Annotated in this window: 13 protein-coding genes; 6 read left to right on the top strand and 7 right to left on the bottom strand. The window is 56.6% G+C overall.

Annotation, left to right across the window (positions count from 1 at the left end; all coding sequences use genetic code 11):
• Positions 1-31: 31 nt before the first annotated feature.
• A complete protein-coding gene (locus ACR0NF_RS18285) occupies positions 32-643 on the top strand; it encodes a TetR/AcrR family transcriptional regulator (protein ID WP_480468908.1) in 612 nt (203 codons plus the stop codon).
• A gap of 4 nt (positions 644-647) precedes the next feature.
• Here the strand turns inward: ACR0NF_RS18285 and ACR0NF_RS18280 are convergent, their stop codons facing one another.
• The 5 genes from ACR0NF_RS18280 to ACR0NF_RS18260 all read right to left on the bottom strand — a co-directional run bounded on the left by ACR0NF_RS18280 (position 648) and on the right by ACR0NF_RS18260 (position 4957).
• On the bottom strand, positions 648-1568 hold the full coding sequence (locus ACR0NF_RS18280) for an ion transporter (RefSeq protein ID WP_480468909.1): 921 nt from the start codon (positions 1566-1568) through the stop codon (positions 648-650).
• A 34-nt stretch (positions 1569-1602) separates the two neighbouring features.
• On the bottom strand, positions 1603-2808 hold the full coding sequence (locus tag ACR0NF_RS18275; protein WP_480468910.1) for a low temperature requirement protein A: 1206 nt from the start codon (positions 2806-2808) through the stop codon (positions 1603-1605).
• Positions 2809-3003: 195 nt separating this feature from the next.
• A complete protein-coding gene (locus ACR0NF_RS18270) occupies positions 3004-3639 on the bottom strand; it encodes a DsbA family oxidoreductase (RefSeq protein ID WP_480778741.1) in 636 nt (211 codons plus the stop codon).
• Between the two features lie 3 nt (positions 3640-3642).
• Positions 3643-4362 carry a glutathione S-transferase family protein gene (locus ACR0NF_RS18265; protein WP_480468912.1) on the bottom strand — a complete coding sequence of 240 codons (720 nt, stop codon included), beginning with the start codon at positions 4360-4362 and terminating at the stop codon, positions 3643-3645.
• Positions 4349-4957 (bottom strand): NAD(P)H-dependent oxidoreductase, encoded by a 609-nt coding sequence (locus ACR0NF_RS18260; RefSeq protein ID WP_480468913.1) that lies wholly within the window; start codon positions 4955-4957, stop codon positions 4349-4351. The genes ACR0NF_RS18265 and ACR0NF_RS18260 overlap by 14 nt, the downstream gene beginning before the upstream one ends.
• A gap of 130 nt (positions 4958-5087) precedes the next feature.
• Here ACR0NF_RS18260 and ACR0NF_RS18255 point away from each other — a divergent pair, with 130 nt between their 5' ends.
• Complete coding sequence (locus ACR0NF_RS18255; RefSeq protein ID WP_480666476.1) at positions 5088-5456, top strand: winged helix-turn-helix transcriptional regulator; 369 nt, start codon at positions 5088-5090, stop codon at positions 5454-5456.
• Positions 5457-5824: 368 nt separating this feature from the next.
• Here the strand turns inward: ACR0NF_RS18255 and ACR0NF_RS18250 are convergent, their stop codons facing one another.
• Entirely contained in the window at positions 5825-7201 is a 1377-nt protein-coding gene (locus ACR0NF_RS18250; RefSeq protein ID WP_480468915.1) for a sensor histidine kinase, read from the bottom strand.
• Positions 7198-7866: a response regulator transcription factor gene (locus tag ACR0NF_RS18245; protein ID WP_480468916.1), complete on the bottom strand. Its 669-nt coding sequence runs from the start codon at positions 7864-7866 to the stop codon at positions 7198-7200. Before ACR0NF_RS18245 ends, ACR0NF_RS18250 begins: the two co-directional genes overlap by 4 nt.
• A 139-nt stretch (positions 7867-8005) precedes the next feature.
• Between ACR0NF_RS18245 and ACR0NF_RS18240 the strand changes: the two genes are divergently transcribed.
• From ACR0NF_RS18240 to ACR0NF_RS18225, 4 genes are all read left to right on the top strand, one after another.
• Positions 8006-9094, top strand: a complete 1089-nt coding sequence (locus tag ACR0NF_RS18240; protein WP_480468917.1) for a tricarboxylate transporter — start codon at positions 8006-8008, stop codon at positions 9092-9094.
• A gap of 79 nt (positions 9095-9173) precedes the next feature.
• Complete coding sequence (locus tag ACR0NF_RS18235; RefSeq protein WP_480666478.1) at positions 9174-11204, top strand: tripartite tricarboxylate transporter permease; 2031 nt, start codon at positions 9174-9176, stop codon at positions 11202-11204.
• Positions 11201-12268 (top strand): isocitrate/isopropylmalate dehydrogenase family protein, encoded by a 1068-nt coding sequence (locus ACR0NF_RS18230; protein ID WP_480666479.1) that lies wholly within the window; start codon positions 11201-11203, stop codon positions 12266-12268. Before ACR0NF_RS18235 ends, ACR0NF_RS18230 begins: the two co-directional genes overlap by 4 nt.
• Positions 12265-13353 carry a 4-oxalomesaconate tautomerase gene (locus ACR0NF_RS18225; RefSeq protein ID WP_480778740.1) on the top strand — a complete coding sequence of 363 codons (1089 nt, stop codon included), beginning with the start codon at positions 12265-12267 and terminating at the stop codon, positions 13351-13353. The genes ACR0NF_RS18230 and ACR0NF_RS18225 overlap by 4 nt, the downstream gene beginning before the upstream one ends.
• The last annotated feature ends 21 nt before the right edge of the window (positions 13354-13374 follow it).

Raw genomic sequence — 13374 nt, 5'->3', positions numbered from 1 at the left:
GATACTTAACGTCAGAAACGGAGTTCGATAGATGAACAGGCAGAATGATGCGAGGGCGGGCTATCTGGAAATTGCCTCGAAACAGTTTGCTGCGAACGGCTATCATGGCGTAAGCCTTGCTGCATTGGCGGGTGAAGCAGGTGTTTCAAAACAGGCGCTGCTACACTTCTTTGGGACAAAGCAACGGCTGTACTCCGAGGTTCTTTCTGGTCTCGCTGATCGGCAATTTGCCGAAGTTGAAGCGGCAAAGCACCCTGACCCGATGATGCACCTCAAAGCCTATTTCAATCGTTTTCTGGCGTCCAACTTGTCACGGCCTGATGACGCACGCCTGACCGTTCGGGCGTTGCTGGACGCCGATGAGAACGCAAAGGTTTGGCCTATGAAGGTCTATCTGGACAGGTTAGTGGAAATTTCTCGCAGTACACCAGTTGGTCAGGATGCCAGTGAAACCGAACTGCGCACTCAAGTCTTTCAACTGATCGGAGCGGTACAGTATTTTGCCATTTCCCTGAACGCGATCAGCGGAATGTACGGAAAAGCCAACGCCAAAGAGCTGGCAGACAGTTTTTCCCAGCAAATCTCGGGCACCGTGGATAGCCTGTTTGGAGCGGACAAACCAACCGATACTGGAACCAAATGATCGCTCAGGTCTTAACCTTTTGCTCAGTCGGTTGACCGCAGGTAGGGCAGTGATCGGTTTCTGACAACGTTTCAGCATGCACACGATCCCGGATATGGTCTGCCGCGCGGCGAGACAGTCCCAACTGCTTGCGAACGGCATCGATGTCTGCCTCGTCCGCCTCACAGATGTCGCCGTCTTCCAGCGCCTTTCGGAACTCGTGCTCCAGGCTGGCGCGTCGGCGGTGCAACTGATCATTCAGACCGCTGGCGATGATCCCTGCGGGCAAAGCGGCCATACCAATGCCGATCACTGTGATCGCAGCGCCGAAAACCTTGCCCGCGACCGTTACGGGGGTCACGTCGCCATAGCCAACGGTCGTCAATGTCGCCATCGCCCACCACATCGCCGCGGGGATGGAACCGAACGCCTCGGGTTGCGCCTTATGCTCTGCCAGCCAAGCACCGCTCGCCGCAAAGATCAGCATCACCATCAGGATGAAGAAACCTGCAAAAAAAGCGCCAGCCTCCTCCTCGAACACGGCAAGCAACATGCCGAGTGCGGGCGAGTACCGCGTGAGTTTGAGTAGCCGCAACATACGGAAGGTCCGTAGCAGACGCAGGTCAACCGGGAAGAGCAGGTAGAGCAGCGCTGGCAATATCGCCAGCAAGTCGATGATGGCGATCGGAGAAACGGCCCAGGACGCACGCGTTTCATACTTGGGGTTCTCCGCCGCGACCCAGAGTCTGGCCACGTATTCGACCACGAATACGAACAGAGAAAGACCCTCGAACAGGTTAAGCGCGAAACCCCAGCGGTCGTAGATAGAGTCGACCGTCTCAAGGATGACAGCGGCCACGTTCAGAGTTATCAGGGCGATCAGAGCTATTTCCAGCAACCAAGGACCCTTGGCAGCCCGGTCCGGGCGTTCGAGCCACCAATACACTCGTCTTCTCAGCCCGCTTGAACCTGTCACAGCTTCACTCATGTCGAAACTTCGACCAGGCGCGCATCAACGGAAACGCGATTTGCGAGAGTAGGGCGATACCCCAGACCAGATTGCCAACCAATGAAGGGACATGTGGGACGATATAGAAACAGGCAATTGCCAGAATGATCCCGAACACCCGCACATCCCAGCGCCCGAAATCCGAGGCAAGGCGGTGTTCGATGACGTTCTGAAGCACCCAAAGCATGGCGATGTAACCGGCTAGGCCGAAACAGCCAAAGGCGGCATATTCAATTGGGTATGGCTCCCAGAACCCGACTTTGACCTCTGCAGCAAGGGCCACACCGACCATGACGCCGCAAAGCATCAATATCAGGTGCGCAAGCCACCAGATGACCAGGGTCGACACCTTTTTGTCCTTCGGTTTGGCGTTGCCGACAAAATCGAAATAGATCCAACACATCACGAACATCGAAACGCCGCCGATGATGAAGTTGACCAGCACATCGGGCGAGACTTTGTAGATGCCTTTTTCGGACAGGGTGACAACGAGTTTGAAGAACCCTTCGCCCAATACGATAAGTGTCAGCAGGGCAAACCGTTCAGCCATATGACCAAGCCGCGGAACGAACCGCTCGAAACGCAGGACAGTGACACCGGGGATCATGTATAATGCCTGCGTGGCCACCATTGCGGCGGCGAATACCCAATAGGCAAGAGGTGTCGGCAGAAATGCAGTGATGGCAAAGATAACCGCAAAGATCGAGAAGTTGCGGATCTGCACGGACGACATCGACTCACCCGAGGAATTGACCCGTCGAGCCCGATAGTAAAGCGCTGCAATCATGGCCCGGTTCGCGGCAAAGCCCAAGGCGAAAAAGACCCAGCCCTTGCCGTCAATCGCAGGGATCGCCGCGGCCATGAACATCACCGTACAGATCATCACCGACATGATGAGACGGTGCCAGAAATCGGTGCTGATGTAGATCGAATTGAAAATGCTGAGCTCACCCCACGCATACCACAGCGTGATGAAAACCCCTGCGAACACAAGAAATCCGTGCAAATCAAGGTGGTGCGACAGGTAGTTGCCCAACAGGAAGATCGTCACGACATGGATCAGGTCATAGAACAGCTCGGCCCAGTGGACGTGGTCATGTGCATGGTCAAGGTCTTGGTGATGTTGAGGCTTTCGCCACATGGGGTGTTCGTGCAGGGCCATAAAGAATGAACTCATGAAGTTGATAGATTGAGGTGGCCGACATGCGGCCACCTTATGTCTGATTTTGGTATTGCACCAAGCTTGTCGCGCAGACTGGCACCATACAACCCCTGCGATGGCTGTTCGGCAAGGGCATGCCGGGCAAAAAGCATCTGTCATGGGGTGTTCGAACCGCGACGGGCTCTGCAGGCGTCACGCGGCCTGATCGTTTTACAGTTGCTGCAAGATTCGGGTGTAGTTCTCTTCGCCTTGCGCGCCAGTCACGAGGTGACGTTGGTTGAACACCATTGCAGGGACGCCCTGAATGCCTTGACGGATCCAGAACTGCTCTTTCTGGCGCACGCTGTCAGCCCGTTCCCCGCTTTGCAGCATAATCAAAGCTTTAGCACGGTCCAATCCGATACTGGCAGCTGCATCAGACAGAACCTGCACGTCCGAGACGTCCTCGCGGCGCGTAAAGAACGCTGCAAACAGCGCCTGTTTCATGTCGTGCCCCTTGCCTTGTTCAGAGGCCCAGTCGATCAGTTGGTGTGCGCGAAACGTGTTATACATCCGCATGTCGTCCGCATAGTTGAAGGTAAACCCAAGCGCGGTTCCCAACTGCGTCAAGCGGGCACGCGCCTTGATCGATCCTTCCAGAGTTGTCCCGTATTTTGCAGCCAGATGCTCGCGCAGGTTCTCTCCGCCCTCGGCCATTTGGGGGTTCAGCTCGAACGGGTGCCATTGGATATCTAGTTCGATCCCGGCATCGTGCGCGGCCTTGGCCAGTTGGTGATAGCCAATCACGCACCACGGGCAGACAACGTCCGACACGATGTCGACACGGATGGAGAGAGCGTCTTGCACGGTTCAGGTTCCTTTCACATCGCCGGAAAAACGCGCGGCGTTCTCCTTGGCAAAGGCGCTGGCATCTGCGTCTGCATCCCAGAATTGAGGGTTTGCTTTGGGGATGGTCAGCGCTCGCTGCACGGCCGGCCGGGCATCAACGCGGTCGAACCATGCATTCAGATGCGGCAGGTCTGACACATCTACCCGTGCCCAGACATAAGCACGCGCCCACGGGTACAGCATCATGTCAGCGATGGTATATTCGTCTGCGGCGATCCACTCGCGCCCGTCCAGACGCGTGTTCATCACCTCCATCAAGCGGCGGCTTTCGTCCACGTAGCGACGGATTGAAAAGGGCTCTTCATGGCCATTGGGTGCGGCGATGTGTTGGAAGTACATCGCCTGCCCCATCATCGGGCCGACGTGGCCCACTTGGAAGAACATCCACTGCATCACCTCGGATCGTTTGACCGGGTCCGGCGGCAGGAATTTTCCATATTTTTCGGCCAGATGCCAAAGGATCGCGCCGGATTCGAAGATAGCGCGTCCTTCTGCACGATCTTCGATAGTCGGGATCTTACCGTTAGGGTTCAGCGCCAGATAGTCCGGCGCTTTCTGTTCCTGTTTGGAAAAGTTGATGTGAGTCAGGTCGTAGGGCACACCTACCTCTTCCAGAAAGATGACCGGCTTGTAGCCGTTCATCGTGCCGGCGGTATAAAGGTGGATATCAGGCCGGGACATGTTCGACCTCGGCAAATGCGGCCTTCAGGTGCGCATCAAAGCGGGTAAAATCGGCTTCGATCTCCGGGTTCTTCATAACATCGAACGCTGCAAAAGTTGGCAGGGGCTGCATGGCCAAGAACCTTGCGTTCAGGTGCATCGGGCGCAGCAGATCATCAACGCTGCCACCGGCAAAGAACGGCTCGGATGCGTCGTCGAAAGCCTCTCTTGGCGCATTGAACGTGACCGACAGCATGTATGTCTTGCTGCTTAGCGTGCCGCCTGTACCGTAGTTGGCCTTGGGCGCGTCCGTTGTACGGCCATCCCCTGCACTCAGACGACCATCCATCCCGACCGTGTAAACCTCATCTATGTATTTCTTGAAAATCCACGGGACGCCCATCCAGTTCACCGGGAACTGCATGATAACTGTATCGGCCCAAAGGTGCGCTTCGACCTCGGCATTCGCGTCGTAACCATCGGCAACGGTGGTCACGCGCACCTCGTGCCCCATGGCTGTCAGCGCCTCACGCGCATGGTCCGTCAGGCTGGCGTTCAACCGCCCGGGGGCGAATTCGTAGGGCTGGGTGCCGTTCACGATCAGGATTTTGCTCATGTCCATATCCTATAGGTACAATCTCTGAACCCTTGACTTGTCTTGGGTTCAGAGGGAACTTGAGGATGCAGGTTGCAGAAATCAACCAGTATACTTTTAGTAACCTAGTTTCCTGAGTGAAAGGACGACGATGCTGGCACGGATTAACGAGGATGCCAAAGGACGTCGACAGGTCTCGGAGGCCTGCCTGGAGCCATGTGCCATCGAGCGTGGAATGCGGATCATCGGCGGAAAATGGACCGGATCGATCCTGTGGCACCTCAGGGATGGTCCTGTGCGTTTCAATGATCTGTCCCGCATGATCGGAGGGGCCAGCAAGAAGATGATCACCGAGCGGTTGCGTCAGCTTGAGGAGCAGGGCCTGGTTACGCGGCAAGTGATGAATACCGCTCCGGTGTCCGTTCAGTATTCCATCACCGAGTTTGGCCGCACAGCGCTCGGGTTTCTCGACGAGCTACGAAAGTGGAGTGAGGGGTTACCTAACGGTTTGAAGCGATAGATATAGTCCCTGTTTTCTATTCTTGTATTACGGTTTGGATTTCCAGTGGGCACTCTGAGAACGTAAAATCTCGCCAGTACAACGTATGAAGTGGTTTGAAAGACTCAGTGTTAGACATCAGTGAGCTCGATGCCCCAACGAAAGCAGTTCGGTGCTTGTGTCGGTGACCAACATGTATCGCCCCTCTATTTTTAAGCCGCTGGTGTGCAACGAGATCAATATGTATGCGTCGCTACCCAATCTTCTGTCACGTGAGCATTGAGTTTTCCGTGTTCTCGGTGCCCGAATTAGGCAGGCGGTTAACATGATCACACCGGAGCCGATCAACGCGTCATCAAGGCGAGAGAGTATTGCCTATTGACCAGCCGTTAAAGGTTACTTGCTTGATGCGGAAATGTGAGCGTAAGGCTTGCACCTTTGTTAGATGGATCGATCGAAACCTGCCCTCCGTGGCGTTGCGCCACGGCGGAGACGATTGATAATCCAAGACCACTTCCCTGTGAGTGTTCCAGCTGCGAAAATCGACCGAAAGCCGCTTCGCTTTGGTCGGGTGTAAGCCCGGCGCCGTCATCGGCTACCGTCAGCCTCACCGTGCTATCATCACGCTGTAATAATACTGAAATCCTGCTCAACGCCTCCCCACCGTGCTTGAGGGAATTGTCGAGCAGGTTCTTGATCGCTTCGCCCAAAAACACCTGATCGCCTGAAACCAAGACCACGTCATCAGGCATGGTGACCTCGAATTCGATCCCCTTCGCGAGGATATGAACACCCATTTCCGCACAGGAGTCTTCGACAACTGAGCGGAAATCAAACTCATCTGCCTTACCCAGATGCGTCGGGTGTCTGAGCCGTTCGAGCGACAACAATTGCTCGGCCACGGTTGCAGAGTTTTTCGCTGCGGTCACAAGTTCTGCGATGCGCTCTTCTTTATCGCCATCCGTTTTCGCGTCACGCAGAGCTTCGGCCATGGATTGGACCGCAGCTGCCGGATTTCGCAGCTGATGCGCTGCTTCTGAGATAAACACTTGATGGGCGTTGATGCTGTGTTCGACCTGCCCAAACAGTCGGTTCAGTGTTTGGACGATGCCATGCACTTCGACCGGGACCGGGCGTTTGATCTCACTGAGATCATCCGGCGAACGAAGGTCGATTGCGTCCTGCAGGTCCAGCAAAGGTCTGAGGCCGCGTGCGACGCCGAACCAGACAACAAGTGCCAGAGTGGCGAGAAGGATGCCCATGAGGATGATGGCGCGGATCGACAATTCATTGGCGAAGGCGTTGCGGTCAGCCATGAGTTGCCATGCCGTAACCGTCGCATCCCCCACAAGATTGTCCAGAGTGATCCGTTCAGTCATCCTGAGGACGCGGACAGGTTCGCCCCGGTAAATCGCTTCAAAAAAGAAGGGCTCATAGGGGTTTTGATCTTCAGGTCTTGCACTGGTTGGAGGGTAAGCATAGCCGGTCACATAAATTCCGCCGGGTCCTGTCACATGATAGAAGACCTCTCCGCCCGAGGCATCTCGGATCATGTTCCGCGTAGAGGGCAGCAGTGCATCGCCTTCAGAAATCGTGACATCGCGCGAAATCGCCAGGCCCGCAGATAGCAGGCTGTCGTCAAACAACTCCTGCGCAGTTTGCTGGGCTACCGTAAATCGCCAATATCCAAGCAGGATCGCGAGCAGGACTAGGGGTGTCAGAATGAGGACGAAAAGCCTTTGCCTGAGCGAACGGTGTCCAATCACTTTTCGACCTCAAGCAGATACCCAAGGCCGCGCGCTGTCTTTATCCTGATACCAAAATTCTGGAGACGTTTTCGCAGCCTCGATACATGAGGTTCAACGGCTGAGTCATCGACATCAGCCCCCACCCCATAGACATGGTCCGTCAGTTGGCTTTTGGGAACGATTCTGCCGCGTCGTTCCAGCAGACATTCCAGCACGGACATTTCCCGGCGCGGAATATCCAGAACTCCGCCATTTACGCTGACCTGTCGTGCAACGCGGTCGAATTCCAATTCGCCTATGGTCTCACGCGCGCCATAATCGAGCTGTTTGCGGCGAGACAGCGCCCGGATGCGTGCTTCCAGCTCGTCCATTTCGAACGGCTTCACCAGATAGTCGTCGGCGCCCATATCCAGACCCGAAACCCTGTCGCTGGTCTCGGCACGCGCTGTGAGCAGGATAACAGGAACTCCGTCGCCGCGATTGCGCAGAGATTTCAAGATATCCAACCCTGACTGACCCGGTAGATTAATATCAAGAACAATGAGGTCCGCGCCTTCTTGCTGAAGGTAAAGGGCCGCTTCATCGCCATCAGTCAGCACATCTGCGGCATGACCGCGATCACGCAGGCGGTAGGCAATAGCGTTGGCGAGGGTTTCATTGTCCTCGACGATGACGATCCGCATCGGGTCTCCTGCAAGTTTCACGCAAGGTTGGCGCTCCATGATTGCCAGATGGGAGGGGGAATCAACCCCACAGTTCTATTTGCGATCACGATGGCGCAGAGCGCGCCGACGTGGTTGTCTGGTCAACAGGGAGGAACCAATGGCCATTTCCAAATTCACCCGTCGTGCCGTCGTGGGGCTGATCGCCGCCGCCGGTATCGCAGCACCTGCCGCAGCCGAAGTTGATTTCTCGGGCAAGACCATCGAGTGGGTTATCCCGTTCTCGGAAACAGGCGGGTCTGCCAAATGGGCCAACTTCTTTGCCCCGCTTTTGTCCGAAGCGCTGCCGGGTCAACCGACGGTGGTCGTTAAATTCATGCCTGGTGCCGGTTCGACCAAGGGCGCGAACTGGTTTCAGGAGCAGAGCCACGATGATGGCACGCTGCTGTTTGGCACCTCGGGCTCGACTCAGTTCCCGTATCTGCTGAGCGATCCGCGCGTGCGTTATGAATACAACGATTGGATCCCGGTCATGGCATCCGGGACCGGTGGTGTGGCCTATCTGAACGCCGAGGACGGTGCCAAATTTGATGGCTCCGCAAATGCGCTGAAAGACACCAACTTCATCTATGGCTCGCAAGGCGCGACGCGTCTTGACCTTGTGCCGCTGCTGGCATGGCAGATGCTGGGTATGAATGTTGAGCCGGTTTTTGGCATCAAGGGTCGCGGCGATGGCCGTCTGATGTTCGAACGCGGTGAAGCCAACATCGATTATCAGACCTCATCCGGATATCTGGGTGGTTCGGCTCCGTTGGTTGAGGCCGGTCAGGCTGTTCCAATGATGACCTGGGGTGCGCTGGATGCCGATGGGAACATCGTTCGTGACCCGACCTTTCCTGATATTCCGACCTTCAAAGAAGTTTGCGAAGCAACAGATGGCTGTGAAACCAGTGGTGAGGCGTGGGACGCTTGGAAAGCGTTCTTTGTCGCAGGTTTCCCGGTTCAGAAGCTGGCCTTCCTGCCCGGTGACACACCTCAGGAAGTTGTCGATGCATACACAGCAGCGTTCCAGGCTGTGACCGAGCGTGGAGACTTTGCTGACATTTCGTCCAAACGCGTTGGTAAGTACCCGGTATTTGTGGGCGACGGCTCCAAGTCGGCGCTGCAAACCGCGACAAACGTCGATGACAACGCCAAGGCCTATGTCCTGAACTGGCTCAAAGAAGCCTATGGTGTCGAGCTGAACTAAGCCCAAACACCACCGCGCGTGCCCCAATGTCGGGCGCGCGCTTTTCCAAACACAAGACAATTTATGAAAGGCGGCCGCTATGGAGGTTTTCGCCACAGCTCTTCCTGCGCTCAGTGACGCGTGGGGTCTGATCCTGCAACCTATTGTTCTGGGGTACCTTGTTCTCGGTGTCGTCATGGGGCTGGCCGTAGGTGTTTTCCCGGGGCTTGGCGGTATCGCTGGTCTGTCCTTGTTGCTGCCTTTCATGTTCGGGATGGACCCGATCCTTGGTCTGGCCCTGATGATCGGGATGGTCGCCGTTGTTCCGACTTCTGACACCTTCGCATCGGTTCTTATGGGGATCCCCGGAAGCTCAGCCTCGCAAGCTACGGTGTTGGACGGCTTCCCAATGGCGAAAAAGGGTGAGGCCGCGCGGGCATTGTCAGCGGCCTTTGCTTCATCACTGTTTGGTGGTCTGGTCGGCGCAACGTTCCTGACCATGTTCATCCTGGTCGCGCGGCCCATCGTTCTGGCATTCGGTCTGCCCGAGATGCTGATGATTACCATTCTTGGCTTGTCGATGGTCGCCATTCTCGCCGGGCGTATCCCGCTAAAAGGCGTTGCCGCCGCAGGGTTGGGCCTGATGGTCGGTACGATTGGCGAGGCGGACGCAGGCGGTTCGCTACGTATGGCGACCTATGACATTCCCTATCTGACGGATGGTCTGAAGTTAGTCATTGTAGGTTTGGGCATTTTTGCGGTACCCGAAATCGTCTCGCTGTTGCGACAAGACCGGTCCATTGCCAAGGGCGCTTCGCTAGGGGCTGGTTGGCTGGATGGCGTCAAAGACTGGGCGGCGAATATCTGGCTGTCGGTCCGCTGTTCTATCATTGGCGTGGTTGTCGGTGTCATCCCCGGCCTCGGAGGCTCGGTGGTAGACTGGATCGCTTATGGCCATTCGGTTCAATCGACCAAAGACAAAAGCAACTTCGGCAAAGGCGAAGTGCGTGGCGTCATCGGGCCGGAAAGCTCGAACAACGCCAAGGAGGGCGGGGGGCTTGTCCCAACGCTGCTGTTTGGTATCCCCGGCTCGGGTTCCATGGCAATCTTTATCGGCGCTGTTGCACTGTTGGGATCCGGCGATATCGAGGTCGGTCCGAGCATGCTCAAGGATAATCTCGACATCACCTATTCGATTGTCTGGCTGCTGGCTCTCGCCAACGTGGTGGGCACCATCCTGTGTATCGCAGCCTCGGGCGGGATCGCCAAGCTGACGACGATCCGCTTCACCTATCTGGCGCCGTTTCTGTTCATGCTGATCAGCTTCGCGGCATTCCAGTCCGGTCAGAACTTCGAAGATCTGCTGGCCCTGTTCGTCATCGGCCTGATCGGCATCTTCCTGCGCCGTTTCGACTGGTCACGCCCGGCCTTTCTGATCGGGTTCGTTTTGTCCAACCCGGTTGAGAAGTTCACCAATCAGGCATTTCAGATTGCCTCGTTCCGCTTCCGCAAAAGCTTTGGCGAAGGCATGGAGTACGTCTTCAGCCCGATCGTGATCGTCCTGATCGTGATCACTGTAGCTTCGGTCATTCTGGGCATCCGTCAGGCCAAGATGATCATGGCCGAGGGTGAGGTTCAATCCGGCAGCAAGCGCGCACCGTTGGTCTTCCTGCTGGTGATTATGGCCTATCTGATCGTGGCATTGGTCAACGCCAACATGATCCCCGACTACAACATGACCGACAAGATCATCCCGTTGGTGATCGGCAGCGTCTCTTTGTTCTGCTGCGTGATCTTGTTGATCCAGATGATGCGGCGACCTGAGGGGGATGCGATCTTTGCCGACAAGGAGATCGCCGGCGAAGATGCCAGCGCCCCCCACGGCCTCTGGTCAACGCTGGCGTGGTTCGGCTCTCTTATCGCGGCCACATGGGTTGTGGGCTTCATCCTCGCCCTGATCGGGTTCCTGATCGCATTCTTCCGCATTCGCGCCGGTTCAAGCTGGCAGATGACGCTAATCCTGACGGCTTGCGGAATCGGCTTCATGTGCTTCATGGCAGGGGCGCTGAACCGGGATTTCCCGCCGGGTCTGTTGCAGGACATGGTGAGCCTGCCATGGCCGCTGAAATGAGCGATTATTTAGAGTTGCTGTGCCTAGAAGGGGACGGCATCGGGCCAGAGATCATGGCCGCAACGCTGGCGGTTCTTCGTGCCGCCAGCCCATCCTTTAGGCGAGAAATCAGGTTTGAACATAAGGATATCGGATTTGTCGCGTTAAAGGCGGAAGGATCAACGATCCCGCACGCGGTAACTGAGGCCGCGAAGCGCGCTGACGGTGTCATCCTCGGACCGGTTTCGCACAACAGCTATCCGCCTGTCGATCAGGGCGGACGCAACCCGTCAGGAGTTCTGCGCAAGGAACTGGAGCTGTTCGCCAACCACCGCCCGGCCAGAACTTGGCCGGGATTGGATGCCCCGTCCCGCAAGGCGTTCGATCTGGTTGTGATGCGCGAAAACCTCGAAGGGTTCTACGCCGATCGCAACATGTTCGCCGGGGGCGGAGAGTTCATGCCCGAGCCCGATATCGCGCTGGCGTTCCGGAAGGTAACGCGTTCGGCCAGCATGGATATCGCACGGGCTGGATTTGAACTGGCCGCGTCACGCCCAGCCAAACACGTGACAGTCATTCACAAGGCCAACGTTATGCGTATGACGGACGGCTTGTTCCTCGACTGCACCAGAGCTGTGGCCGAGGAATTTCCGGGTGTCACTTATGACGAAATGCTCGTCGATGCAGCGGCGGCGCATCTGGTGCGCGATCCCTCGCGCTTCGACGTTTTGATCACCACAAACATGTTCGGCGACATTCTAAGTGACCTAGCCTCTGAACTGGCAGGGGGGCTGGGGTTGGCCGGGTCCCTGAATTTTGGTGTTCGTCACTCTGTCGCTCAGGCCCAGCACGGTTCTGCCCCTGATATCGCTGGCAAGGACATGGCCAATCCGGTCTCGCTGATTTTGTCCTCCGAAATGCTGCTGCGGCATCTCGGAGAAACGGAGGCTGCTGACCTGATCCGCGCGTCCGTGTGCACGGCACTCGCGTTACCCGAAACCCGAACGCGAGACCTGCAAGGCGCGCTCGGCACCCGCGAATTCACCGAAGTTCTGACAAGCATTGTTGAGGAGGGCCTGAGATGACTCAAACGGCAATTCCGTATGTCTTCATGCGTGGAGGCACGTCACGCGGCCCGTATTTCCGCCGATGTGATCTGCCAGAGGATCTGGATACTCTGGCTGACGTCCTGATCTCCGCGGTCGGAGCTGGTCATCCATTGAACATCGATGGGATCGGGGGTGGCGCTGCAGTCACGACCAAAGTCGCTATGCTGTCGGTCAGCGAAGATGATTGGGCAGATATCGATTACTTCTTCGCTCAGGTCTCGGTCGAAGAAAAACTGGTGGATTTTAAGCCGACCTGCGGGAACATCCTGTCCGGGGTCGGACCTGCCGCAATCGAAATGGGTTTGATCGAACCCGCCGGAGACGAAACGGAAATCCGAATTCTGGCCGTCAACACAGGGGCACGGGTTGTCGCCAAGATGCAAACACCCGATGGCCGATTGACCTATGACGGAGATACCGAGATTGCCGGTGTGCCCGGTTGTGCTGCGCCTGTGCAACTGAAATTCATGGGGGTCGTCGGCTCGTCAACCGGGGCCTTTCTACCCACGGGCAATCTGCGTGACACGGTTCAGGGGATTGAGCTGACCTGCATGGATGTTGCGATGCCGATGGCCATCGCCCGTGCTTCGGATTTTGGTTTGACTGGGTATGAAAGTGCTGAAGACCTGGATGCCAACCGCGCGTTTTTTGATTGCATGGAGGCCGTGCGAATCGAAGCGGGAAAGCTGATGGGTATGGGCGATGTTTCTCATTCCGTGACGCCGAAGTTCGGGATCGTGTCACCTGCCCGCGATGGCGGGACGATTTCCGTCCGGTATTTCATGCCATGGAAGACGCACCCTTCGATGGCAGTTACAGGTGCACAATGCATGGCATCCTGCGCGCTGACGCCGGGAACCGTTGCTGATGGGTTGCTTGAGCGACCGGAAACCAGCCCGGCCGATGTTGTGCTGGAACACGCGTCAGGGAAAATCGACGTGCTGGTAGATTTCTCGTCTGAGGAGGGGTTCGACTTGAAGGCGGCGGGTTTGGTGCGAACGGCGCGTAAGCTGGCGGATGGCCATGTCTATGTTCCGCAAAGCGTCTGGAAGGGGAGTTGATTGCGGATTGTCCAATTGGTA

This window comes from Ruegeria sp. CF4 (assembly GCF_056537345.1).
This window is presented reverse-complemented; position numbering and strand designations above follow the sequence as displayed.

Coding starts and splice junctions, on each gene's coding strand:
- ACR0NF_RS18225 (WP_480778740.1), top strand. CDS start 12,265: ATGACTCAAACGGCAATTCCGTATGTCTTCATGCGTGGAGGCACGTCA.
- ACR0NF_RS18230 (WP_480666479.1), top strand. CDS start 11,201: ATGAGCGATTATTTAGAGTTGCTGTGCCTAGAAGGGGACGGCATCGGG.
- ACR0NF_RS18265 (WP_480468912.1), bottom strand. CDS start 4,362: ATGTCCCGGCCTGATATCCACCTTTATACCGCCGGCACGATGAACGGC.
- ACR0NF_RS18260 (WP_480468913.1), bottom strand. CDS start 4,957: ATGAGCAAAATCCTGATCGTGAACGGCACCCAGCCCTACGAATTCGCC.
- ACR0NF_RS18245 (WP_480468916.1), bottom strand. CDS start 7,866: ATGCGGATCGTCATCGTCGAGGACAATGAAACCCTCGCCAACGCTATT.
- ACR0NF_RS18240 (WP_480468917.1), top strand. CDS start 8,006: ATGGCCATTTCCAAATTCACCCGTCGTGCCGTCGTGGGGCTGATCGCC.
- ACR0NF_RS18285 (WP_480468908.1), top strand. CDS start 32: ATGAACAGGCAGAATGATGCGAGGGCGGGCTATCTGGAAATTGCCTCG.
- ACR0NF_RS18255 (WP_480666476.1), top strand. CDS start 5,088: ATGCTGGCACGGATTAACGAGGATGCCAAAGGACGTCGACAGGTCTCG.
- ACR0NF_RS18235 (WP_480666478.1), top strand. CDS start 9,174: ATGGAGGTTTTCGCCACAGCTCTTCCTGCGCTCAGTGACGCGTGGGGT.
- ACR0NF_RS18275 (WP_480468910.1), bottom strand. CDS start 2,808: ATGAGTTCATTCTTTATGGCCCTGCACGAACACCCCATGTGGCGAAAG.